Raw genomic sequence first — 21862 nt, forward strand, 5'->3', positions numbered from 1 at the left:
GGACCTGCCTCAGGCCACCACCGCCGCGGCCCCCGACCGCCGCCGGATCACCAACGCCATCAGCGCCGCCGCCGCGCACAGCGCCCCCGACGCGTACCAGACGACGTCGTAGGAGCCGAAGACGTCCCGGGCGACGCCGCCGAGGAAGGCGACCAGGGCCGCACCGACCTGGTGGGAGGCGAGGACCCAGCCGAAGACGATGGCGCTGTCGTCGCCGTACTGCTCGCGGCACAGGGCCAGGGTCGGCGGGACGGTGGCGACCCAGTCGAGGCCGTAGAAGACGATGAAGAAGATCATCGGGGGGTGGACCGTGGGGGCCAGCAGCATGGGGAGGAACAGCAGCGAGATCCCCCTCAGCGCGTAGTACACCGCCAGCAGGCGACGCGGCTCGAAGCGGTCGGTGAACCAGCCGGAGGCGATCGTGCCGACCACGTCGAACACGCCGATCACCGCGAGCAGCGAGGCGGCCGCCGTGACGGGCATGCCGTGGTCGTGGGCGGCGGGCACGAAGTGGGTCTGGACCAGGCCGTTGGTGGAGGCGCCGCAGATCGCGAAGGTGCCGGCCAGCAGCCAGAAGGGGCCCGTGCGCATCGCCGAGAGCAGGACGGTGACCGCGCGGCGCGCGGCTCCCGTCACCGGGGGCGGCTTGGGGACGAACTCCTTCGCGCCGTACGGCTTCAGGCCCACGTCCGCCGGGTGGTCGCGCAGCAGCAGCCACACGAAGGGCACCACCGCCAGGGCGGCGAGGGCGACGGTGACGGCCGCCGGGCGCCAGTCGTGGCGGGTGACCAACCAGGACAACAGCGGCAGGAAGATCAGCTGGCCGGAGGCGGAGGCCGCGGTGAGGATGCCGCTGACCAGTCCCCGGCGCTCGGTGAACCAGCGGTTGGTGACCGTCGCGGCGAACGCAAGCGCCATCGAGCCCGACCCCAGACCGACCAGCAGCCCCCAGCACAGCAACAGTTGCCAGGCCGCCGTCATCCACACCGTCAGGCCGGAGCCGACCGCGATCACGGTCAGCGCGACGGCCACGACCCGGCGGATGCCGAAGCGGTCCATCAGCGCGGCCGCGAACGGCGCGGTGAGGCCGTACAGCGCGAGGTTGACCGAGACGGCCGCGCCGATCGTGCCGCGCGACCAGTCGAACTCGTCGTGAAGGGGGTCGATGAGCAGGCCCGGCAGCGACCGGAAGGCCGCCGCGCCGATGATCGTGACGAAGGTGACGGCGGCGACGAACCACGCCCGGTGCAGTGACACCGTGCGACGCCGCCACGGGCGGGGCCTTCCGGAGCGAGGGGTCTCATCCGCGGTTTCCGCCGCGACGTCTGCTGCGGCTTCGCTTGTCTGGGTCACGTCCTAGAGCTTCGGGGAGCGGATCACGTCCATCGAGTGGCCCGAAGGACAGTGTTCGCTAGGATCGGGCCATGAGCCGTGAGCATGAGCAGGTTCCGGAGTTCCGCCCGCACCGCGTCGTCGTGCTCGCCCTCGACGGCCTGCTCCCCTTCGAACTGGGCATCCCGCACCGCATCTTCGGCCGCCCGAAGGGCCCCGGCAGGCGGCACCTGTACGAGGTCGTGACCTGCTCGGTGCGGCCGCCCGGGCCCGTCGAGACCGACGCCGACTTCGCGATCATGGTCGATCACGGCCCGGAGGTCCTCGCCACCGCCGACACCGTGATCGTCCCCGCCTCCTACGAACTCGGCCCGGTCTTCGAGGAGGGCGTGCTCACCGAGGAACTCGCCGCCGCCCTCGCGCACATCCGCCCCGGCACCCGCCTCGCCTCCATCTGCACCGGCGTCTACGTCCTCGCCGCCGCCGGCTTCCTCGACGGCCGCCCCGCCACCACGCACTGGGCCGACGCCGAGCGCCTCCAGCGGCTCTTCCCGCAGGTCGAGGTAGATCCGGACGTGCTGTTCATCGACGACGGCGACGTGCTGACCTCGGCGGGCGTCGCCGCCGGCATCGACCTGTGCCTGCACATCGTGCGCCGCGACCACGGCACCGCCGTCGCCAACGAGGTCGCCCGCCGCACGGTCGTCCCGCCGCACCGCGACGGCGGACAGGCGCAGTACATCGAGCGCCCCGTCCCGCACCCGCAGCAGGCCACCACGACCACCGCGCGCGCCTGGGCGCTCGGCCGCCTCCACGAGCCGATCCAGCTGCGGGACATGGCCGAGCGGGAGGCCATGTCGGTACGGACGTTCACGCGCCGCTTCCGCGAGGAGGTCGGCGTCAGTCCGGGCCAGTGGCTCACCCAGCAGCGCGTCGAACGGGCCCGGCACCTGCTGGAGTCCACCGACCTGTCCGTCGACCAGGTCGCCCGGGACGCCGGCTTCGGCACCGCCCAGTCGATGCGGCAGCACCTCCAGGCGGCACTGGGCGTGACGCCAACGGCGTACCGGCGCACCTTCCGGACCACCGTCAGAACGTGAGCACGGCCCGCGCGACCCGGCCCGCCTCCGCGTCGGCCCTGGCCTTCTCGAAGTCCTCCACTGGGTAGGTGGCGGTCACCAGCTCGTCCAGCAGCAGCCGTCCGGCCCGGTACAGGCCGGCGTACAGCGCGATGTCCCGTTGCGGGCGGGAGGAGCCGTAGCGGCAGCCCAGGACCGACTTGTCCAGGTAGAGGGAGGAGACCCGGAAGGACGCCTCCGCGGTCGCGGGCGGCACGCCCAGCAGGACCGCCTGCCCGTGCCGGTCGAGCAGGTCGATCGCCTGCCGGATCAGCTCCACCCGCCCGACGCACTCGAAGACGTGGTCCGCGCCCGTCGGCAGCACCTCCCGCACCCCCTCCGCGGACGTCAGGAAGTGGGTCGCGCCGAACCGCCGGGCCACCGGCTCCTTCGCCGGATTCGCGTCCACGGCCACGATCCGCAGCGCCCCCGCGATCCGCGCGCCCTGGATCACGTTGAGCCCGACCCCGCCCGTCCCGATGACGACGACGCTCTCCCCGTACTCCACCCGCGCGCGGTTGAGCACGGCCCCGACGCCCGTCAGCACCCCGCAGCCGATCAGCGCCGCCGACGGCAGCGGAACGTCCTCGGGGACCCGGACCGCCTGCACCGCCTTCACCACCGTCCGCTCGGCGAAGGCGGAGTTGGACGCGAACTGGTACACCGGCCGCCCCGCGCGCGTGAACGGCCTCCCCGGCCGCCCGATGGCCTGCCGGCACATCGTGGGCCGCCCCCGGTCGCACTCCGCGCAGGTGCCGCAGTTGGCGAGCGTGGAGAGGGCGACATGGTCCCCGGGCCCGACGTGCGTGACCCCGGCCCCCACCGCCTCCACCACCCCTGCGCCCTCGTGCCCCAGCACCACCGGCGCCGGGAAGGGGATCGTCCCGTCGACCACCGACAGATCGCTGTGGCACAGCCCGGCCGCCGACACCGCGACCAGCACCTCCCCCGGCCCCGGCGCCCGGACCGCCAGATCGTCCACCACCTCGGCCCGCTTCCCGTCGAACACCACGCCACGCATCGCGCCCCCTATCCCTTGGGCTGTCTGGGCAGGCCGAGCACGCGCTCGGCGATGATCGTGCGCTGGATCTGGTCCGAACCGCCGTAGATGGTGTCGGCCCGGGAGAACAGGAACAGCTGCTGCGTCTCGTCGAGCGCGTACGGCGCCGAGGGCGACCAGTCCGCCGGCCCGGCACCCGCCGCCGCGCCCCGCACCTCCACCGCCAGCTCACCGAGCCGCTGATGCCACCCCGCCCACAGCAGCTTCGCCACACTGGGCGCGCCCGCCCCGCCGGAACCCCCCAGCGTCCGCAGCGCGTTCCACCGCATGGTGCGCAACTCGGCCCACAGCCGCACCAGCCGTTCCCGTACGACGGGATCGTCGGCGGCGCCCGTCTCCACGGCCGTACCGACCACGCGCCCCAGCTCCTGCGCGAACCCGATCTGCTGGGCCAGTGTCGACACCCCGCGCTCGAAGCCGAGCAGGCTCATCGCGACCCGCCAGCCGTCGCCCTCGGCGCCGACGACGTGCTCCACGCGCGCGCGTGCCCCGTCGAAGAAGACCTCGTTGAAGTCGCTCGTGCCGGTCATCTGCCGGATCGGCCGCACCTCGATCCGGCCCGGCTGGTCCATCGGCACGAGCAGGAAGCTCAGCCCGTGGTGGCGCCTCGACTCCGGATCGGTACGGGCCAGCACGAAGCACCAGTCGGCCTCGTGGGCGAGGGACGTCCAGATCTTCTGCCCGGTGACCCGGTACTCCGTCCCGTCCGGGCTGCGTTCGGCCCGCGTCCGCACCCCGGCGAGGTCCGATCCGGCGCCGGGTTCGCTGTACCCCTGGCACCAAAGCTCGGCACCGGCGGCCACCGGGGGCAGGAAACGGGCCTTCTGCTCCGGGGTGCCGTGGGCCAGGAGCGTCGGGGCGAGCAGGTTCTCCCCGATGTGCCCGGAGCGCGGTGGCGCGGCCGACCGGGCGTACTCCTCGGCCCAGGCGACCTGCTGGGTGAGGGTGGCCGTGCGGTTGCCGTACCCGCCCTCCGGCCAGCCGAGCCCGATCCAGCCGGCCGCACCGAGGGCGCGTTCCCAGGTACGGCGGTCGGGGGCACTCCCGACGTGAGCAGCGAGCCAGGCACGGGCTTCGGCGCGAAACGCCTCGTCCTCGGGAGTGAATCCGAAGTCCACGGGTACCGCCTCGGGTTGGCGTGAGTGCAACGGACCTGAAGGGGCGCGGGGGACGGCGCGACCGGCCACGGCGGATGGCAGCCGCCGTACCGCGCACCACCCCCCGGGCTACCGGGCGTTCGGCCGGCTCCCCTGCCGCGCGGCACGGGCCATGTCCTCCACCTGTCGCAGCATCGGCATCGGATCCACCCCCACCGATCCCGGCAGGAACTCCGCGATCCGCTCCGGCGTCCAGGAACCCCCCTGCGCGTAAGCGGCGCGCAGTTCCCTCGGCTGGGCCCAGACCGCGATCTTCGGCCCGGCGACCGTGTACACCTGCCCGGTGATGCGCTCCTCCCGGGCCCGGTCGGACAGCAGGTACACGACCAGCGGAGCCACGTCCTCCGGCTCCCCGATCTCCGCCAGCTCCATCGGCACCCCGGCCGACATCCGCGTACGTGCCACGGGCGCCACCGCGTTGGCGGTCACCCCGTACTTGTGCAGCCCGAGCGCCGCGCTGCGGACGAGGGAGATGATCCCGCCCTTGGCCGCGCTGTAGTTGGCCTGCGACACCGACCCCTGGTGGTTGCCGCTGGTGAAACCGATGAGCGTGCCGGACCGCTGTGCGCGCATCACCGCCGAGGCGGCCCGGAACACGGTGAACGTGCCCTTCAGATGCGTGGCGACGACCGGGTCCCACTCCTCCTCGGTCATGTTGAACAGCATCCGCTCCCGCAGGATCCCGGCCACGCACACGACCCCGTCGAGCCGCCCGTACGCCGCCACGGCGGTGTCCACGACCCGCTGCCCGCCGTCCATGGTGGAGATGTCGTCGGCGACCGCGACGGCCTCTCCGCCGGCCGCCTCGATCTCCTTGGCCACGGCCTCGGCGACCTCGCTGGTGGGTGAGGCGCCGTCCACGGAGACGCCATGGTCGTTGACGACGACCCGGGCGCCCTCGGCCGCCGCGGCGAGCGCCACCGCCCGCCCGATGCCCCGTCCGGCGCCCGTGACGGCGACGGTCTTGCCGGTCAAGAAGTTCCCCACGCCGGGCCCCTTCCCGCGGTTTCTGACGGACCGTTAGATTTTATGTCCCGTCGGACTGTCGGGGACAAGCCCCGGGGAGGCACGGAATGGCACTGCCCGTCGAGTTCCACGACATCGCCGAGCGCGTCAACAACTGGGGACGCTGGGGCACCGACGACGAGATCGGCACCCTCAACCTGATCACCGACGAGGTCGTACGGCGGGCGGCGGCGGAGGTGCGCACCGGCCGCCGCGTCCCGCTCGCGCTCCCGTTGCGCGAGGACGGCGTGCAGACCGGGATGATCCCGGGGCGGGTGAACCCGCTGCACGCGATGGTGCAGATCAACCAGGAGATCTTCGGCCCGGGGACGGTGGCGTGCAGCGACGACGCCGTGACGATGGGGCTACAGGCGGCCACCCACTGGGACGCGCTGACCCACGTCTCGCACTCGGGCCGGCTCTACAACGGCCGCCCGGCCGGCACCATCACCGCGCACGGCGGCGCCGAGTTCGGCGGCATCGACAAGGCGCGGCACGTCGTCTCGCGCGGGGTGCTCCTGGACGTGGCACGCGCGCGGGGCGTGGACCGGCTGGACGGCGGACACGCGGTGACCCCGGAGGACCTGGCGGCGGCGGAGGAGCTGGCGGGGGCGCGGGTGCGGGCCGGCGACATCGTGCTCGTACGGACCGGGCAGATGAGGCTCTACCTCTCCGGGGACAAGCACGGGTACGCGCATCCGTCGCCGGGGCTGTCGGTGCGCACGCCGGAGTGGTTCCACGCGCGCGACGTGGCGGCGGTCGCCGACGACACCCTCACCTTTGAGGTGTTTCCGCCCGAGATCGACGGCTTGTGGCTGCCCGTGCACGCGCTCGACCTGGTGGAGATGGGGATGCTCCAGGGCCAGAACTGGAATCTCGAAGAGTTGTCCACAGCCTGTGGAGAAGAGGGCCGCTACACGTTCCTGCTGTCGGCGATGCCCGAACCCTTCGTCGGCGCCACGGGCACCCCGGTGGCGCCCGTCGCCATCCTCTGACGGACGGTCGTCACGGCTCGGGGACAGCCGGTGACGCCGCCGGCCGGGGCGCACTGATCGCGATCGTTGCCGACGACGCGGGCGGCCACCCAAACCGCCCAAACCGCCCGCGAGGGGGATGCCGCCGCCCTCGCCGTTCACCGCCGTCCGGCGGAACGGCACCCGGGCGGGAAACGCGGCACCGGCAGAGGCCCGGTTCGCTCCACCTCCGCGGCGGTCACCGTCGTCTCCCCGACCCGGGGTCACCGCGGTGGCCGCGGCGGGACCCGACGGCCCGGCCGGCGTCACGGTCACCACCGCCGCCGGCACCAGCGATCTCCACACCTGCACCCGGATCCCGAACCCCGGCCATCTGATCGGCGGCTGCTGCGGCCGGGCGGGGGGTTCACACCCCCGCCCGGCCTCGGCCGTCGTGACGGCAGCGCGGCAGCGCGCGCCGCCGTCCGACTCCGGCGTTCCCGCCCCGGTTCCCCTTGTCCCCCCGACGGAACCGACGCCGCATCACGACTCACGCTCGACGAGGGCTCACATCACCGAAGCCCTCGTCGTCCCCTCGCGGCGAATCGCTGACCTCAAGCGTGATCAATCCGTCACGAGGCGTCAACAGCCTTGGGGGCATTCATCACTCGAGCCCTGTTCGTACCGGCCGCGCACGGAAGCACGGCACGGCGCACCACCGCACACCCCCACGCGCGTGAGCGGATCACCGTGCACCCGTGCACCGATCACGTCGCGGCCGGCGCGGCGCGCTACACCGCCTCGTACGCCAGCCCCTCGCACGCCACCGTGCGACCTCCGCACGCCGCGGTGGTCTCGCGCGGCTCCGTGTCCCGGTCCAGTTCGCACCAGATGCGCTTGCCGCGGCCCTCGACGCTCCAGCCCCAGCGGTCCGCGAGGCCGTCGACGAGGGCCAGTCCGCGGCCGCCGGTGGCGTCGTCGTCCGGGCACCGGGGGACGGGCGCCCGGTCGCTGGTGTCGGCCACCTCCAGGCGGACGGGGACCTCTCCCGCCTCCCCGTCCGTGCCGCCCGGCAGGGAGAGCCGCAGCACGGCCGGACTGCCGGTGTGCACCACGGCGTTGGTGACCAGCTCGGAGACGAGCAGGATCAGTGTCTCCGCGAGCGCCTCGTCGGCCCCTATGCCGGACCCCGCGAGGCGCGAACGGGCCCACCTCCGGGCTCGACCCACCTCAGCGGGGTCGGGCCGGATCTCCAGCTGCACTTGAAGCACCTGCACCGCTCACACCATCCGAACCGGCGGACACATGGCCGCGCGCCATGTGTGCCACGCGAGCCGCGCGAGCACCATGACGACGAGGGCCACGATCGTAGCCATTTTCTGCATGGCCAGGACAATGGCCAGAGGCAAGGTGACGGAACGTGAATCCCTTACGAGACAGCTTGGTTGACGTACAGTCACCCCAACAAGCGCTTCGGGCATATTCCAGCGCGAAGGAGTACTCGTGCGGCATACTGTGCGACGCTCTTCACGGGGAGTCGAACAGACGGAGTCCCGACGGACATCCGCCCTGCGAGCAGGGGTGTGCACCCTCGTATCCGGCGACACCCCGGGGGCATCACCGGCACGGCTCACGCTCGGAACCACTCGCATTGCACAGAAGGTACCGGAGCGACTCGCCGACTCCGGGCCGTGACGGGTCACGCATCGGACACAACCACATTTCACGCTCCGTGATTCCGGTATGCCACGATCCGCGACATACGGCCGACCGCGACACCGTCACCGCAGGCCAGCCCTATGTCTCCACTCCCGACAGCAGCTCCCGGGCCAACCGTTCCTCACTCTCCGTACAGTCGCCCGCACGTCGTGTGCGGACCCAGGCCCGCTTCAGCAGCAGGTGCACCTCGGCCTCCCAGGTGAAGCCCATGCCGCCGTACACCTGGAGGCAGTCGCGGGCGCCGCGTACGGCGGCCTCGTCCGCGAGCAGCCGGGCGGCCGCGATGTCGACGGGGTCGGCGGTGACGGCGGCCGCGTACACGGCCGCGCGGGCCACCTCCACCCGTACCAGCAGCTCCGCGCAGAGATGCTTGACGGCCTGGAAGGCGCCGATCGGCTGCCCGAACTGCTCGCGCGTCCGGGCGTGTTGCACGGCGAGCTCGCACGCGCGCGTGGCCGATCCGAGCTGCTCGGCGGCGGTGAGGAGGACACCCACGGGATCACCGGGACTCACCGGACCACCCGTACTCACGCGAGCACCGGCGGGCACCCGGTGCAGTGGCGTCAGCGGGTCCACCGACCGCAGCGGTACGGCGCCGGAGGCGTCGCCCCGCACGACGTCCGCCTCGGCCAGCCACTCCACCAGCCCGCCGTCGACGGCCGTCACGACCGTCTCGCCGCCGGCCGCGCCCGGCACGCTCCCCGCCGCGAGATGGGTGGCCACCAGCGGTCCCGGCAGCAGCACCCGGCCCGCCTCCTCGAAGGCCAACACCGCCTCGACCAGCCCGAGTCCGACCCCGCCGTCCGCCTCCGGCAGCCGTAGCGCGAAGAACCCCGCGTCCCCCAGCTCCCGCCACAGCCCTCGGTCGAGCACGGGCCGGCCGACGGCCGCGCGCAGCTCCTCGGGACCGAAGCGCCGCGCCAGCACGGCCCGTACGCCGTCCCGCAAGGCCCGCTGATCATCCGTCAGTCGGAAACGCATATCGGAGAGTCACCGCCCCTTCGGCAGCCCCAGGATCCGCTCGCCCACGATGTTCCGCTGGATCTGCGAGGTCCCGGCCGCGATGGTGTACGACAGCGAGGACAGCCGGTCGCGCACCCAGGGCCGCTCCAGGTCGAGGGCGCCGTCGCCCAGGACGTCCGCGGCGGCGTCGTACAGCTCCTGGCGGGCGTGCGAGTACCTCAGTTTGAATACCGAACCCCCGACTCCGGGCACCCCGCCCGTGGCCTCCGCCTCGCTCACGTTCCACTGCGTGAGCCGCCACAGCGCCAGGAACTCGGCGTGCAGCCGCCCGAGCCGCCTGCGCAGCGCCGGATCGTCCCAACGGCCGTTCCTCCGTGCCTCACGGGCCAGTTCGCCGAGGACGCGCCGGCAGGCCACCACCTCCCCCACGAACGCCGTGCCGCGTTCGAAGGACAGGGTCACCATCGTCACCCGCCAGCCGTCGTTCTCCTCGCCCACCCGGTGGGCGGCCGGCACCCGCACCTCGTCGAGGAACACCTCGGCGAACTCGGCCGACCCGGCGAGCGTGCGCAGCGGCCGTACGGTGATGCCGGGGGCGTCCATCGGCATCGCGAGCCAGGTGATGCCGCGGTGCCGTGGCGCCTTCGGGTCCGTGCGCACCAACAGCTCGCACCAGTCGGCGACTTCGGCGTGGGAGGTCCAGATCTTGGACCCGCTGACCACGTAGGTGTCGCCGTCGCGCCACGCGCGTGTGCGCAGCGCCGCGAGGTCGGACCCGGCGTCGGGCTCGCTGAAGCCCTGGCACCAGACCTCCTCCCCGCGCAGGATCGGCGGCAGCCAGCGGGCGCGCTGGGCGGGCGTCCCCTCGGCCGCGATGGTGGGACCGGCGTGCAGGAGGCCGACGAAGTTGGCGCCGACGTAGGGTGCGCCCGCCTTCTCCGTCTCCTCCAGGAAGATCAGCCGGACGCCGGGAGAGGCGTCCCAGTGCACATGCGCGTACCCGGCGTCGTACAGCGTCCGCTGCCAGCCGAGGTCGTAGGCCCTGCGGGCCGGCCAGTCCCCGGGGGACGGCTGCGGCGGCAGCGCGGGGAGCGCCTTGGCCAGCCACTCGCGCAGGCGGCCCCGGAACTCGGCCTCCTCCGGCGTGTCCGCGAGGTCCATCAGCGGTGGGTATCGACGTCGAGGTCGAGATCGAGGCCGAGCATGCGGATCGCGTTGCCCCGCATCAGCTTGTAGACGGTCTCGTCGTCGAGGCCCTTCACATGGTCCAGGGCGACCTCCTTGGTGTGCGGGAAGGTCGAGTCGACGTGCGGGTAGTCGGTCTCGAAGGTGGCGTTGTCCCGGCCGACCACGTCGATCGAGGCCACCCCGTGCTGGTCGCGGAAGAAGCAGCAGAAGATCTGCCGGTAGTAGTACGTCGACGGCGGCTCCGGGATCAGGTCGCGGACCCCGCCCCAGGCGCGGTGCTCCTCCCAGACGTCGTCGGCGCGTTCCAGGGCGTAGGGAATCCAGCCCATCTGGCCCTCGGAGTAGGCGAGTCTGAGGGTCGGGAACTTCACCAGGACCCCGCTGAAGAGGAAGTCCATCATCGAGGCCATGGCGTTGTTGAAGGACAACGACGCCTGGACGGCGGGCGGGGCGTCCGGGGAGGCGGCCGGCATCTGGGAGCTGCTGCCGATGTGCATGTTGACCACCGTGCCGGTCTCCTGGCAGACCGCGAAGAACGGGTCCCAGTAGCCGGAGTGGATCGACGGCAGGCCCAGGTGTGTGGGGATCTCGGAGAAGGTCACCGCGCGCACCCCGCGGGCGGCGTTGCGCCGGATCTCCGCGACCGCCAGGTCGATGTCCCACAGCGGGATCAGGCACAGCGGGATGAGCCGGCCGCCGCTGTCCCCGCACCACTCCTCGACCATCCAGTCGTTGTAGGCCCGCACACAGGCCAGCGCGACCTCCTTGTCGTGCGCCTCGGCGAAGGTCTGCCCGCAGAAGCGGGGGAAGGTCGGGAAGCAGAGGGAGGCCTCGACGTGGTTGAGGTCCATGTCCGCGAGCCGTGCCCCGGGGTCCCAGCATCCCCGCCGCATCTCCTCCCGGGTGATCCCCTCCAGCGTCATCTCGTCGCGGTCGAAGCCGACGGCGGCGATGTTGCGCTTGTACGGGAACTTCAGGTCCTCGTAGATCCACCAGTCGGTGGGCTGGCCGGCCGGGTCCATGGTGATCTGGTACTTGCCGCCGACGTAGGCGAGCTCGCCGATGCCGGCGGTGAGGGCCTTGGGACCGCGGTCGCGGTACTTCCGCGGCAGCCAGGTCTCGAAGAGGTGCGCGGGCTCGATGACGTGGTCGTCGACGCTGATGATGCGGGGCAGTTCGGTCATGGGTCCCCTCCGCCTGGCGGACGCGTTGTCCGACGGACCGCTACCCGACGGGTAATCTGATGGACCGTCAGATTTCTACTCTGTCCAGCAGGCTAGTCCGCGACCCCTGGACCGACAAGGCGACGCCCCCTACGCTCTGCCCACGATCTGACGTGCCGTCAGACAGCGCCAGCGTCCAAGGGGGTCGCCGTGACCGACACCGCCCACGCCCTGAGCGCGTCCCGCACCCTCTGGGACCTCCTCGCCCGCCGCGCCGCCCTCACCCCCGGCCACCCGGTCCTCCTCCAGGGCGACCGGGTACTGACCTTCGGCGCCCTGCGCGACCGCGCCGAACGCACCGCGGCCGGCCTGTACGACATGGGCGTACGCCCCGGCACGGTCGTCGCCTGGCAGCTCCCCACCCGCCTGGAGACGGCCGTCCTGACCTTCGCGCTGGCCCGCCTGGGCGCCGTCCAGAGCCCGGTCATCCCCTTCTACCGCGACCGCGAGGTCGGCTTCGCGCTGCGCGAGTCCAAGGCGGAGTTCTTCGCCGTGCCGGGCGTGTGGCGCGGCTTCGACCACGGCGAGATGGCCCGACGGCTCGGCGCCAAGGGCGTCTTCGAGGCGTACGACGGCCTCCCGGACGGCGACCCGGCCGTGCTGCCCGCCCCGCCCGCCGACGGCACCTCCGTCCGCTGGATCTACTGGACCTCGGGCACCACCTCCGACCCCAAGGGCGTGCTGCACACCGACCGTTCACTGATCTCGGGCGGCTCCTGCCTCGCCCACGCCCTGCGGCTGCGCGCCGACGACGTGGGCTCGATGGCCTTCCCGTACGCCCACATCGCCGGCCCCGACTACACCGTCATGCTGCTGCTGTACGGCTTCCCGGCGGTGCTGTTCGAGCAGTTCGCGCTGCCGGACGCGCTGGCGGAGTACCGGCGGCACGGGGTGACGGTGGCGGGCGGGTCGACCGCGTTCTACTCGATGTTCCTGGCGGAGCAGCGCAAGCAGCCGGACACCAAGGTGATCCCCACCCTGCGGCTGCTGGCCGGGGGCGGGGCCCCGAAACCGCCGGAGCTGTACCACGCCGTCGTCCGCGAGATGGGCGTGCAGCTCACCCACGGGTACGGCATGACCGAGGTCCCGATGATCACCATGGGCTCACCGGACGACACCCCGGAGAACCTCGCGACGACGGAGGGACGGCCGCCGCGGGGGATGGAGATACGGATCGTGGACGGCGAGGTGCGGCTGCGCGGGGAGGCGGTCTGCCGGGGCTACCTGGACCCGTCCCAGACGGCGGAGGCCTTCGACGAGGAGGGCTTCCTGCGCACCGGCGACCTCGGCCGTCTCACCGCCGACGGCCACCTGGTCCTTACCGGCCGCCTCAAGGACGTGATCATCCGCAAGGGCGAGAACATCTCGGCGAAGGAGATCGAGGACCTCCTCCACACCCACCCGTCCGTGACCGACGCGGCGGTGATCGGCCTGCCCGACCCCGAGCGCGGTGAACGCGTCTGCGCCGTGATCGAACAACCGCCGGGGGCGGAGAGGTTGACCCTGCCGACGGTGACCGCGTATCTGCGCGCCCAGGGACTGTCCCCGCACAAACTGCCGGAACAACTGGAACTGGTGGACGCGCTACCGCGCAACGAGACCTTGAGGAAGGTACTGAAGTACAAGCTGCGGGAGCGGTATTCGGGGTGAGGGGGCGGCAGGGGGTGGTTGGTGGGACGCAGTCCCCGCGGGGGTCCCGGGGCGGAGCCCCGGAGATGGGTGACTTGCCATCCGTCCGAGTCGGTGGGTGGGTGGGCCACGGGGCGCGACCCCGGCAGGCGTGCACGGGGCGCAACGCCCCGCCCGATCCGGGGGCGCAGCCCCCGCAGGGGTGCAGGGGACGCAGTCCCGCAGGGGTGCAGGGGGCGCAGCCCCCGCGGGGGTCCCGGGGCGGAGCCCTAAAGGTGGGTGACTTCCCATCCGACCGAGTCGGTGGGTGGGTGGGCCACGGGGCGCGACCCCGGCAGGCGCGCACGGGACGCAACGCCCGCCGCAATCCGGGGGCGCAGCCCCCGCAGGGGTCCGGGGGCGCAGTCCCCGCCGGGGTCCCGGGGCGGAGCCCCGGAGGTGGGTGACTTCCCATCCGACCGAGTCGGGTGGGTGGGTGGGCCAAGGGGCCGGCGCGGCTACTCGGGGACCGTGAAGTAGCGGGCGAACGCCGGGACGATCTCCGCCTCGCCGACCTTGCCGTCCGCGTCGGCGTCCAGCGCCGCCGCGGCCGCGCGGGCGGCCTCGTGGGTCGCGCCGAGGGCCGTGAGGACGCGGGCGGTGTCCTCGACGGTGGCGCGGCCGTCGCCGTCGGCGTCGGCGATGTCCAGGGCGGCGTGCAGGAAGGGCCGGGCGATCTCGGCGAACCGGTCGGGATTGTCACGCAGGCGCTTGACCGCGCCGTTGACGAACTCGTCCCGGGTGATGCGCTGGTCGCCGTCCCGGTCCGCGATCCCGGCCATGCCCTGCCAGAACGCCTCCGCACCGGCGTACAGCGCCTGCCCCTTGTCCGACCGGGCCGGCGTACCGAACTCGGCGAGCACCGCCTTGGCGGCGGCGCCGAAGTCCTCGCGGTCGATGTAGCCGTTGCCGTCCTGGTCGAAGGTGGCGAACCGGCCGGCGATCCTGCGCTCGTACTCGCTGCTGACCATGTCTCCTCGGGCCGCCTTAGATCGTTGCTGGGGGTGCTTCCGGCAGGGAGCGTACGACGTCGGCGACGCCCCGGCAGCGGGAAGGTGACGGTTGTGCCAAGACCGGGGGAATTTCGGGACAGGGGTGTGGCCGAGCCGTGATGCGATCCACACGTGACCGCCACCGGGGCACGCCGGACGGACCCGCCCGGCCACCGTTCAGGGAGGCGGGCGTTGCCCGCCCGGCTACGCCGACAGGGGTTCCGTACCGTCCTCCACGGCCTCCGCGACGTCGCCGTACACGTCGAAGAGCCGGCGTACCCCCAACGCGCCCAGGACCCGGTTGACGTGGGAACCGTCCACCGCGCCGCGCGCCGGCAGGATCAGGCGCAGGTTGCCCCGGCAGGAACGGAAGAGGCGGCGGGCGGCGATGAGGACGCCGACGCCGCTGGAGTCGCAGAAATGCACCTCGGAGAGGTCGAGGACGAGACTGTGGCGGCCTTCGGCCACCGCGTCGTGCACCCGTTGACGCAAGACGGGCGACGTCACCAGGTCCAGCTCGCCCGACACTTGGAGCACGGCCCATCCGCCCTGCTCGCCGCCGGTCACTTTGAAGGCCACCACCACGCCCTTCGCTCGCCGTAAACGGAAGCTGTCCCTTCGCTTCCTTGCAGCGCGGCTGCCCAGCGGCGGTGCCCCGAAACTCCGGACGGAAAACGGGCACTTACGGAAAGAGGCTTGTTCCAGTCGCATTCAGTCCTGTTCGATCTCTACAGATCAGGATCGATCACGCCTGATCGAGCTTGATCAGCAAGGAGGTCGGGTAGGCAAGCCCCCATACCACCCTCCGACGCACAGGGGGCGCACATTGAATCAAAGGGGCGTGCGGCGTCGGACGTGCCGACTACATTCGAGGTGGCGGTGGACGCACGCTGGACGCACGCGCGAGCACGGTGAGGGGGCCGTATGACGAAGAAGGACGCACCGCCCCGCTGGGACCGCAGGATGCAGCAGCGGCTCGCGCGCGGGGAGGCCGCGGCCCTCGGTGAGCTCTATGACCGGTTCGCTTCGCTCGTGCACGGTCTTGCCCACCGCGTGCTCGGAGACGAACGGGCCGCCGACGGCATCACCCGCGAGGTCTTCACCCACGTCTGGGAACACCCCGACGCCTACGACCCCAAGCAGGGCCCGCTGCGCACCTGGGTCGCGACGCTGGCCCACCGCCTCGCCGTACAGCGGCTGCGCGCCACCGAGGCCGCGGCCCTGGCCCGTGGCGGTCCCGGCACCGCCGAGGAACTGGAGGACAAGGTCCGCCACGCCTCCGTGGCCGCCCGCGCCGACTACATCGTCCAGTCCATGCCGACCCCCCTGCGCACCGCCCTGGAACTGGCCTACTTCCAGCGCCGTGACTACCGCCAGACCGCCGTCGACCTCGGTGTCACCGAGGACGAGGCCCGCCGCCGTCTCCGCCTCGGCCTGCAACTGCTGTCCACGGCCCACGACGCCGCCGCGCCCGGGGCTCCGCCCGGCTACGGGGGTGCGGCATGAGCGGCGGCGCGGGACGCTCCGAAGCCCACGACGACGGACCCGACGGCCCGCACGGGGGACCCGGCGGTCCGCACGAGCAATCCGACGGCCCGCACCAGGGACCCGGCGGTCCGCACAACGGCGACGGCGGCACGCACGAGGGATCCAGCGGCACGCACGACGGCGACGGCACGCACGGCGGCGACGGTGATCGCGGCGCCCACCCGGGCCCGGATCCGGCCCCGGCCCCCCGCCCGCCGCGCCGCATCCCGCTGCCCCGCGCCTCCGTCGAGGACAGTGGGCTGCCGCTGCCCGATCTCGCCCTCCCCGCGCCCCTCCGGCTCGAGCACCCGGTGCTCAAGTCGCTGCTGGGCGCCTGGGCGCTGGCCGCCTGCTCGGCCGAGGAGACCGCCGCCGTCGAGGAACACCTCGGCGCCTGCGGCGCCTGCGCCGACGAGGCGCGGCGGCTGCGCGAGGCGGTCGGCCTGCTCCAGCGGCCCGAGAGCCTCGACCTCGACCCCGGCCTGCGCACCCGCGTCCTGGAGGGCTGCCTGGACCGGCGCCCGCCCCTCATCCCGGTGCCCGGGTGGGCGGCGTCGTACGACGCCGAGACCGCGCGCCTGGACGCCCTGCTCCAGGACTTCGGGGACGCCGAGTGGCACGCGCCCGTGCGGCTGCGCTGGTTCCGCGGCGCGGGCGGGACGAGCCGCCGGACGACCGTCGCCGGGGTCATCGCGCATCTGCTCGCCGTGGACGGGCTGGTCGCCGTCGCGCTGGGCCTCGACGACCCGCTGGCCGCGGAGAAACCGGTGGCGACGCCCGCCGAGCGGACGGAGGCGTTCTGGGAGGCCTCGCACTTCCCGCCGACGCGTTCCCTGCGCGGGCCGTGGCGGGAGCAGACACACGCCGTCGTCCGCGCGGTCTCCTTCACGGGCGGGGGAGGCGCCGGCACCCTGCCGGTGTCGTACGGCGACTTCGAGCTGCCGCTGCGGGACGCGCTGGTCGACCGTGCCTTCGAGTGCTGGGTGCACGCCGAGGACATCGCGGAGGCCGTCGACTACCCCTACACGCCGCCCGCGCCGGGCCACCTCCACGGCATGATCGACCTGGCCGCCCGCATGCTGCCGGGCGCCCTCGCCGAACGCCGCCGCGCGGGGCTCGCCGGCCCGGGCCACAGCCGGCACCTGGTGACGGCCGGGCAGCCCGGCCGCAGCCTGCGCCTGGAGATCGAGGGCTCGGGCGGCGGCGAGTGGCTCATCCCGCTGGACTCCCCCGGCGCGGTGGGCTCCGCCGACCACGAAGTGGCCCACGTCGCCCTGGACGACGTCGAGTTCTGCAAGCTGGCCGCGGGCCACGTCTCACCGGAGGAGGCGGCAGCGGGCCAGCTGGGCGACCGGGAGGCCATCAGGGACGTCCTGTTCGCGGCGGCGTCCCTGAGCCGTATGTAGCGCGGGGACGAGCCGCCGGACGGGCCCTAGGCGAACACGACCGTCCGCCGCCCGTTCAGCAGGATCCGCCGCTCCGCATGCCACTTCACGGCCCGCGCCAGCGCCTGGCACTCCACGTCCCGACCGATGGCGACCAGCTGGTCCGGGGTGACGTCGTGCCCCACCCGCTCGACCTCCTGCTCGATGATCGGCCCCTCGTCGAGATCCGCGGTCACGTAGTGCGCCGTCGCGCCGATCAGCTTCACGCCCCGCGCATGGGCCTGGTGGTACGGCTTCGCGCCCTTGAAGCTCGGCAGGAAGGAGTGGTGGATGTTGATGATCCGGCCGCTGAGCTGCTTGCACAGGTCGTCCGACAGCACCTGCATGTAGCGCGCCAGGACGACCAGCTCGACGTTCTCCTCGCGGACGATGTCGAGGAGCCTGGCCTCGGCCTCGTGCTTGGTGTCCTTCGTGACCGGGATGTGGTGGAAGGGGATGCTGTACGAGCCCACCAGTTCGGCGAAGTCGGTGTGGTTGGACACCACCGCCGCGATCTCCACCGGGAGCGCGCCTATACGGGCGCGGAACAGCAGGTCGTTCAGGCAGTGGCCGAACTTGCTGACCATCAGGACGATCCGCATCTTCTCGTCGGCCCGGTTGATCTGCCAGTCCATGTGGAAGGAGTCACCGATCGCCGCGAAGCTCGCCCGCAGCTTGTCCACGGTCACCGGCGCCTCCGCCGAGAAGTGGACGCGCATGAAGAACAGACCCGTGTCGTGGTCGCCGAACTGCTGGCTGTCCTCGATGTTGCAGCCGGTCATGAAGAGGTAGCTCGACACGGCGTGCACGATGCCCTGCTTGTCGGGGCAGGACAGGGTGAGGACGTACTGGTCGGCGAGGGTCGCCGCGGCTCGGGTGGACTGCTCACTCATGCAGGACAGGGTCTCATGCCCGCCAGGGCCGGGCGGAACGCCGTCCGCGGGGCAGGCGGGAGTTTGACGACAGCCCCTAGGCGGACCTGGTCAGGATGCGCAGCACCTCGAGCGTGCGCGGCGGTGCGTCCGGGTCCTCCCCGTCGGCCACGGCCATGCGCACGTGCGCGTCACGGGCCGCCCGCACCGCCTCCGGCCACGCCTGGTGGTCGACGTAGGCGGAGACCGGCGCGTCCGGGCCGACCTGGTGCATGATCCGCAGCACGCGCAGCACGGCCGTGTCGACGAGGGCCGCCTCCTGCGAGTCACGGAAGATCGTGCCGACGTACTTCTCGGCGGACCAGTTGTCCAGCCAGGTGTCCTCGACCAGGCGGTACACGGCGTCGGTGACGTCCCCGTATCCGTCCACGCCGGCCAGCCAGACGTCCCGCTGGAACACCGGATCGGAGAGCATGTGCAGCGCGGAGCGCACATTGCTGCGCCAGCGCCACCACGGCATGTCGTTGAGTGGCATGCCGCCCATGGTGGAGGAGCGACGGCCGCGACGGGAAGAGTTCTCCGAACCTTGTTGCACGGTCATCGATCGTACGTTCCGCGTCCCGCGGCCCGCACCGCCCCCCGCAATTCACCCGCGCGTCACCCCGCGTTGACCGGAGGTCACTCCCAGGTTGGTGATGTGACGGAATCGTGCGTTTCCATGACCGGCAGGCGACGCACGCGAAGCACCTTCCTCCCCAGGTTCCTCCGCTTCACCAGGCCACTCAGGGCATCCGCCCTGTCGGCGGGGGCCCTCGCGGCCTGTGCGTCGCTGACCGCCGGGTGCGGGATCGTCCCCGGTACCACGGGGGGTTCCGGGGACGATCCGATCGTCGTCATGACCTGGGCCCCCGAGGGCACGGCCGCGACCAACAAGCCCGGAATGCCCGCCTTCGCCCGCGCCTACGCCCGCTGGGTCAACGCCAACGGCGGGCTGGGCGGCCGCAAGCTGACCGTCCTGACCTGCAACGACCACAACGACGGCGTGGACACCGCGAAATGCGCCCGACGCGCGGTCAAGGAGAAGGCGGTCGCCGTCGTCGGCTCCTACAGCCAGCACTCGGAGTCCTTCTTCCCTCCCCTGGAAGGCGCCGGCATTCCCTACATCGGCGGCTACGGCGTCACCAACGCGGAGTTCACCAGTCCGCTGTCCTACCCCGTCAACGGCGGCCAGCCCGCGCTGCTGGCCGGCCTCGGCAAGGAACTCGCCACGGCCTGCGGTCCCGTCGCGCTCGTACGCCCCGACACCATCGCGGGCGACGCCCTGCCCGCCATGCTCGACGCCGGGCTGAAGGCGGGCGGCCACGACGGGTCCGACGACCAGCGGGCCGCGGAGGACGCCACCGAGTACTCGGCGCAGGCCGAGGCGGCCCTGAAGCGGACGACCGGCGACACCGCCGGGAAGGGGTGCGTGGTGCCCGCGCTGGGCGACCGCACCAGCACCTTCATGGACTCCTTCCGCCGCGGCCGCGAGGACTACCCGCCGGTGAGCACCGCCACCGTGCTCGGCAGCGTCGACCAGACGGTGATCAACGCCACCGGGGGCGCGTCGAGCCCCTTCGAGGGGGCGTACGTCACCGGCTGGTACCCGGTGGCGAGCGACTCCCGCTGGGACGCGATGAAGAAGGTCATCAGCGAGCAGGCCTTCTCCGACACCCGGATCGACGCGGCGGACACCGGGGTGCAGACGACCTGGATCGCCTACACCGTGTTCCGGCAGGTCGTGGAGTCGCTGGGGGGCGGCGAGGTGACCGCCGGCAGCGTGCGGCGCGCGCTGGACGACGGGCTGAAGGTCACCACGGGCGGACTCACGCCGACCCTTCGCTGGGAGTTCTCCGACAAGCTCGCCTCCATCGGCTTCCCGCGCCTGGTCAACGCCGACGTGACCCTGCAGACCGTGCGGCAGGGTCGGCTGGCGGCCGCCAGGAACGGCTTCGTCGACATGACGAGGACGCTGGAGAACGCGGACGTCGACTGAGCCCGGGCCGGCGGCTCAGAGCTGGGTCGGCTGGCGCCGGGTCAGGCCGTAGGTCTGGGCGATCCCGTTCCACAACGTGGCGGCCCGCGCCTTCTGGGTGCTGGCGGTACCGCTCTCGCGGTTGCCGGCCTGCGTCTGCGGGGTGGTGGGGGCCTGGCCCTTCTTGCAGCTCTTCTTCTTCGCGGCGACCTGGTCCGCCCAGGCCGCGTAGTGGTTGTCCGCGGACGCGGACGCCTGCCACGCCTTGGTGAGGGCGGTGGTCAGCGCGGCGTGGTTCGGAAGCTTGTCGACGCTCAGGCCGGACAACCTGGTCACCAGCTCGGTGCGCTGCTTCGCCGCGTCCCGCAGGTCCGAGGCGGCCTGCGCGAGGTTGCGGCACGCCTTCACGTCGGACACCGCGCTGATCACACTGGCCCGGCTGCTGCCGCTGTCCGCGAGCAGCTTGTCCAGCGCCACCGCCTGCTGCTCGGCCGGATCCGCGGACGGGGAAGCGGAACCCCCGGCGGCGGGGGCGGACGCGGCAACGGTCTTGTTGTCGCCGCCCTGGTCGCTGCCGCCGCCGGCGAGCAGCGCACCCGCGCCGAGTCCGACGACGACGATGCCCACGCCGATCGCCGCGAACAGCGGCACCCGCGATCCGGTACGGCCGCCCCGGCCGCGTCTGTGCTCGTCGTCGTCCCCCACTGCGCGCGAGGGCTGGAGCGGGACGTAGCCGGGCCCGGCCCCGTAACCGCCGTGCCCGTGGCCGTGCCCGGCGGCCTCCGGCTCCGAGAACCGCGGCAACTGCTGCGTGGACCCGGCCGGGCCGTCACCGGCCGGCCCGCTGCGGAAGAGGTTCTCGAACTCCGCGGGCGGCTGCCGGTCGCCGCCGCCCCCGCCGTACGGCGCCTGCCCGGTCACGGGCGGGATGTACTGCGTGGCCTCGGCGTCGGAATGGCCGGCTCCCGGGTGCGAGGGCGCGCCGGGGTACGGCGAGGCGCCGGGAAGGGGACCCGCGCCGGGGAGCGGGCCCGCGCCCGGGTAGCCGCCCGCGCCGGGCATCGGGCCCGGGCCGGTCTGCGGGGTGCGGCCCAGGAAGTGGGTCGACTCCGACGGGGCTTCCGGGGGCAGCGCGCCCGGCCCGACCGGGGGCAGGTACTGCGTCGCGCCCTCGTCCGCGGGGGCCGGGACCGGAGGTATGTACTGCGTCGCGCCCTCGTCCACCGAGGCGGCCGGAACCGGCGGAATGTACTGCGTCGCGCCCTCGTCCACCGAGGCGGCGGGGACCGGCGGAATGTACTGGGTGGCGCCCTCGTCGGCGGGCGGCGGCAGGGGCGCGGACGGGACGCCGTGGCCGTACGACGGGGCCGGTGCGCCCTCGGGCGGCAGCGGGGCCGCGCCCGGGCGGGGCGTGGGGTCCCACGCGTCGGGGGCCGCCGGCTGCGGGGTGTCCCACTGCTGGCCCCAGGTCTGCCCGCCGGGCGGCGCCGACGGCGGCGGCTGCTGCGGCGCGTACTGCTGCGGGCCGTCGTAGGGACTGTTCGTCCTGCCCGGCAGCAGGGGTTCCCCGCCGTCGGAGGGCAGCACGATGCCTTCGTGCGCGGGCCGCGCCGAGGGCTCCTCGCCCTGTCCACTCTGCGTCACCGG

The 21862-nt window shown here is 73.0% G+C and carries 19 protein-coding genes; 6 read left to right on the forward strand and 13 right to left on the reverse strand.

Annotated features, from left to right (window positions below; translation table 11 throughout):
* Positions 1-9: 9 nt before the first annotated feature.
* Positions 10-1353 carry an MFS transporter gene (locus ACF1A1_RS23855; protein WP_392002517.1) on the reverse strand — a complete coding sequence of 448 codons (1344 nt, stop codon included), beginning with the start codon at positions 1351-1353 and terminating at the stop codon, positions 10-12.
* A 71-nt stretch (positions 1354-1424) separates the two neighbouring features.
* Here ACF1A1_RS23855 and ACF1A1_RS23860 point away from each other — a divergent pair, with 71 nt between their 5' ends.
* Positions 1425-2432: a GlxA family transcriptional regulator gene (locus ACF1A1_RS23860; RefSeq protein ID WP_392002518.1), complete on the forward strand. Its 1008-nt coding sequence runs from the start codon at positions 1425-1427 to the stop codon at positions 2430-2432.
* Here the strand turns inward: ACF1A1_RS23860 and ACF1A1_RS23865 are convergent.
* The 3 genes from ACF1A1_RS23865 to ACF1A1_RS23875 form a co-directional block, all read right to left on the reverse strand.
* Positions 2422-3471 (reverse strand): Zn-dependent alcohol dehydrogenase, encoded by a 1050-nt coding sequence (locus ACF1A1_RS23865; protein WP_392002519.1) that lies wholly within the window; start codon positions 3469-3471, stop codon positions 2422-2424. The genes ACF1A1_RS23860 and ACF1A1_RS23865 overlap by 11 nt on opposite strands.
* 8 nt (positions 3472-3479) lie before the next feature.
* Positions 3480-4628, reverse strand: a complete 1149-nt coding sequence (locus tag ACF1A1_RS23870) for an acyl-CoA dehydrogenase family protein (RefSeq protein ID WP_392002521.1) — start codon at positions 4626-4628, stop codon at positions 3480-3482.
* Between the two features lie 108 nt (positions 4629-4736).
* Positions 4737-5654, reverse strand: coding sequence for an SDR family NAD(P)-dependent oxidoreductase (locus ACF1A1_RS23875; protein ID WP_392002523.1), 918 nt, complete (start codon positions 5652-5654; stop codon positions 4737-4739).
* Between the two features lie 86 nt (positions 5655-5740).
* On the opposite strand from ACF1A1_RS23875, the gene ACF1A1_RS23880 reads away from it, so the two are divergent.
* Positions 5741-6667, forward strand: coding sequence for a cyclase family protein (locus tag ACF1A1_RS23880; RefSeq protein ID WP_392002525.1), 927 nt, complete (start codon positions 5741-5743; stop codon positions 6665-6667).
* 749 nt (positions 6668-7416) lie between these two features.
* Here the strand turns inward: ACF1A1_RS23880 and ACF1A1_RS23885 are convergent.
* The 4 genes from ACF1A1_RS23885 to ACF1A1_RS23900 all read right to left on the reverse strand — a co-directional run bounded on the left by ACF1A1_RS23885 (position 7417) and on the right by ACF1A1_RS23900 (position 11679).
* Positions 7417-7902 carry an ATP-binding protein gene (locus tag ACF1A1_RS23885; protein WP_392002527.1) on the reverse strand — a complete coding sequence of 162 codons (486 nt, stop codon included), beginning with the start codon at positions 7900-7902 and terminating at the stop codon, positions 7417-7419.
* Between the two features lie 520 nt (positions 7903-8422).
* Positions 8423-9325, reverse strand: a complete 903-nt coding sequence (locus tag ACF1A1_RS23890) for an acyl-CoA dehydrogenase family protein (protein ID WP_392002529.1) — start codon at positions 9323-9325, stop codon at positions 8423-8425.
* A gap of 9 nt (positions 9326-9334) precedes the next feature.
* Positions 9335-10468, reverse strand: coding sequence for an acyl-CoA dehydrogenase family protein (locus ACF1A1_RS23895; protein WP_392002531.1), 1134 nt, complete (start codon positions 10466-10468; stop codon positions 9335-9337).
* Positions 10468-11679: an amidohydrolase family protein gene (locus ACF1A1_RS23900; RefSeq protein ID WP_392002533.1), complete on the reverse strand. Its 1212-nt coding sequence runs from the start codon at positions 11677-11679 to the stop codon at positions 10468-10470. The genes ACF1A1_RS23895 and ACF1A1_RS23900 overlap by 1 nt, the downstream gene beginning before the upstream one ends.
* Positions 11680-11868: 189 nt before the next feature.
* Here ACF1A1_RS23900 and ACF1A1_RS23905 point away from each other — a divergent pair, with 189 nt between their 5' ends.
* Entirely contained in the window at positions 11869-13368 is a 1500-nt protein-coding gene (locus tag ACF1A1_RS23905) for a class I adenylate-forming enzyme family protein (protein ID WP_392002534.1), read from the forward strand.
* Positions 13369-13844: 476 nt separating this feature from the next.
* Here the strand turns inward: ACF1A1_RS23905 and ACF1A1_RS23910 are convergent, their stop codons facing one another.
* Positions 13845-14357, reverse strand: a complete 513-nt coding sequence (locus tag ACF1A1_RS23910; protein ID WP_392002536.1) for an EF-hand domain-containing protein — start codon at positions 14355-14357, stop codon at positions 13845-13847.
* A gap of 225 nt (positions 14358-14582) precedes the next feature.
* Positions 14583-14963: an STAS domain-containing protein gene (locus ACF1A1_RS23915; RefSeq protein WP_392002537.1), complete on the reverse strand. Its 381-nt coding sequence runs from the start codon at positions 14961-14963 to the stop codon at positions 14583-14585.
* Between the two features lie 339 nt (positions 14964-15302).
* Here ACF1A1_RS23915 and ACF1A1_RS23920 point away from each other — a divergent pair, with 339 nt between their 5' ends.
* Positions 15303-15884, forward strand: coding sequence for a sigma-70 family RNA polymerase sigma factor (locus ACF1A1_RS23920; RefSeq protein WP_392002539.1), 582 nt, complete (start codon positions 15303-15305; stop codon positions 15882-15884).
* Positions 15881-17311 carry a zf-HC2 domain-containing protein gene (locus ACF1A1_RS23925; RefSeq protein WP_392002541.1) on the forward strand — a complete coding sequence of 477 codons (1431 nt, stop codon included), beginning with the start codon at positions 15881-15883 and terminating at the stop codon, positions 17309-17311. The genes ACF1A1_RS23920 and ACF1A1_RS23925 overlap by 4 nt, the downstream gene beginning before the upstream one ends.
* Before the next feature lie 26 nt (positions 17312-17337).
* Here the strand turns inward: ACF1A1_RS23925 and purU are convergent, their stop codons facing one another.
* Together purU and ACF1A1_RS23935 are read right to left on the reverse strand one after the other, a co-directional pair.
* Positions 17338-18222, reverse strand: a complete 885-nt coding sequence (gene purU, locus ACF1A1_RS23930) for a formyltetrahydrofolate deformylase (RefSeq protein WP_392002543.1) — start codon at positions 18220-18222, stop codon at positions 17338-17340.
* 76 nt (positions 18223-18298) lie between these two features.
* The gene (locus ACF1A1_RS23935) at positions 18299-18802 is read right to left on the reverse strand and encodes a hypothetical protein (RefSeq protein ID WP_392002544.1); all 504 of its coding nucleotides are present in this window, start codon (positions 18800-18802) and stop codon (positions 18299-18301) included.
* A 117-nt stretch (positions 18803-18919) separates the two neighbouring features.
* Here ACF1A1_RS23935 and ACF1A1_RS23940 point away from each other — a divergent pair, with 117 nt between their 5' ends.
* Entirely contained in the window at positions 18920-20236 is a 1317-nt protein-coding gene (locus tag ACF1A1_RS23940) for an ABC transporter substrate-binding protein (protein ID WP_392002546.1), read from the forward strand.
* Between the two features lie 15 nt (positions 20237-20251).
* On the opposite strand, the gene ACF1A1_RS23945 is transcribed toward ACF1A1_RS23940, so the two are convergent.
* Positions 20252-21859, reverse strand: coding sequence for a hypothetical protein (locus tag ACF1A1_RS23945; protein WP_392002547.1), 1608 nt, complete (start codon positions 21857-21859; stop codon positions 20252-20254).
* Between the last annotated feature and the right edge of the window lie 3 nt (positions 21860-21862).

The organism is Streptomyces sp. NPDC014995 (assembly GCF_043080745.1).
Lineage (GTDB): Bacteria > Actinomycetota > Actinomycetes > Streptomycetales > Streptomycetaceae > Streptomyces.

What these genes read in the sequence shown, in the direction of transcription:
- ACF1A1_RS23860 (WP_392002518.1), top strand. Translation starts at nt 1,425, where the DNA reads ATGAGCCGTGAGCATGAGCAGGTTCCGGAGTTCCGCCCGCACCGCGTC.
- ACF1A1_RS23865 (WP_392002519.1), bottom strand. Translation starts at nt 3,471, where the DNA reads ATGCGTGGCGTGGTGTTCGACGGGAAGCGGGCCGAGGTGGTGGACGAT.
- ACF1A1_RS23880 (WP_392002525.1), top strand. Translation starts at nt 5,741, where the DNA reads ATGGCACTGCCCGTCGAGTTCCACGACATCGCCGAGCGCGTCAACAAC.
- ACF1A1_RS23890 (WP_392002529.1), bottom strand. Translation starts at nt 9,325, where the DNA reads ATGCGTTTCCGACTGACGGATGATCAGCGGGCCTTGCGGGACGGCGTA.
- ACF1A1_RS23895 (WP_392002531.1), bottom strand. Translation starts at nt 10,468, where the DNA reads ATGGACCTCGCGGACACGCCGGAGGAGGCCGAGTTCCGGGGCCGCCTG.
- ACF1A1_RS23900 (WP_392002533.1), bottom strand. Translation starts at nt 11,679, where the DNA reads ATGACCGAACTGCCCCGCATCATCAGCGTCGACGACCACGTCATCGAG.
- ACF1A1_RS23910 (WP_392002536.1), bottom strand. Translation starts at nt 14,357, where the DNA reads ATGGTCAGCAGCGAGTACGAGCGCAGGATCGCCGGCCGGTTCGCCACC.
- ACF1A1_RS23920 (WP_392002539.1), top strand. Translation starts at nt 15,303, where the DNA reads ATGACGAAGAAGGACGCACCGCCCCGCTGGGACCGCAGGATGCAGCAG.
- ACF1A1_RS23925 (WP_392002541.1), top strand. Translation starts at nt 15,881, where the DNA reads ATGAGCGGCGGCGCGGGACGCTCCGAAGCCCACGACGACGGACCCGAC.
- purU (WP_392002543.1), bottom strand. Translation starts at nt 18,222, where the DNA reads ATGAGTGAGCAGTCCACCCGAGCCGCGGCGACCCTCGCCGACCAGTAC.
- ACF1A1_RS23935 (WP_392002544.1), bottom strand. Translation starts at nt 18,802, where the DNA reads ATGACCGTGCAACAAGGTTCGGAGAACTCTTCCCGTCGCGGCCGTCGC.
- ACF1A1_RS23940 (WP_392002546.1), top strand. Translation starts at nt 18,920, where the DNA reads ATGACCGGCAGGCGACGCACGCGAAGCACCTTCCTCCCCAGGTTCCTC.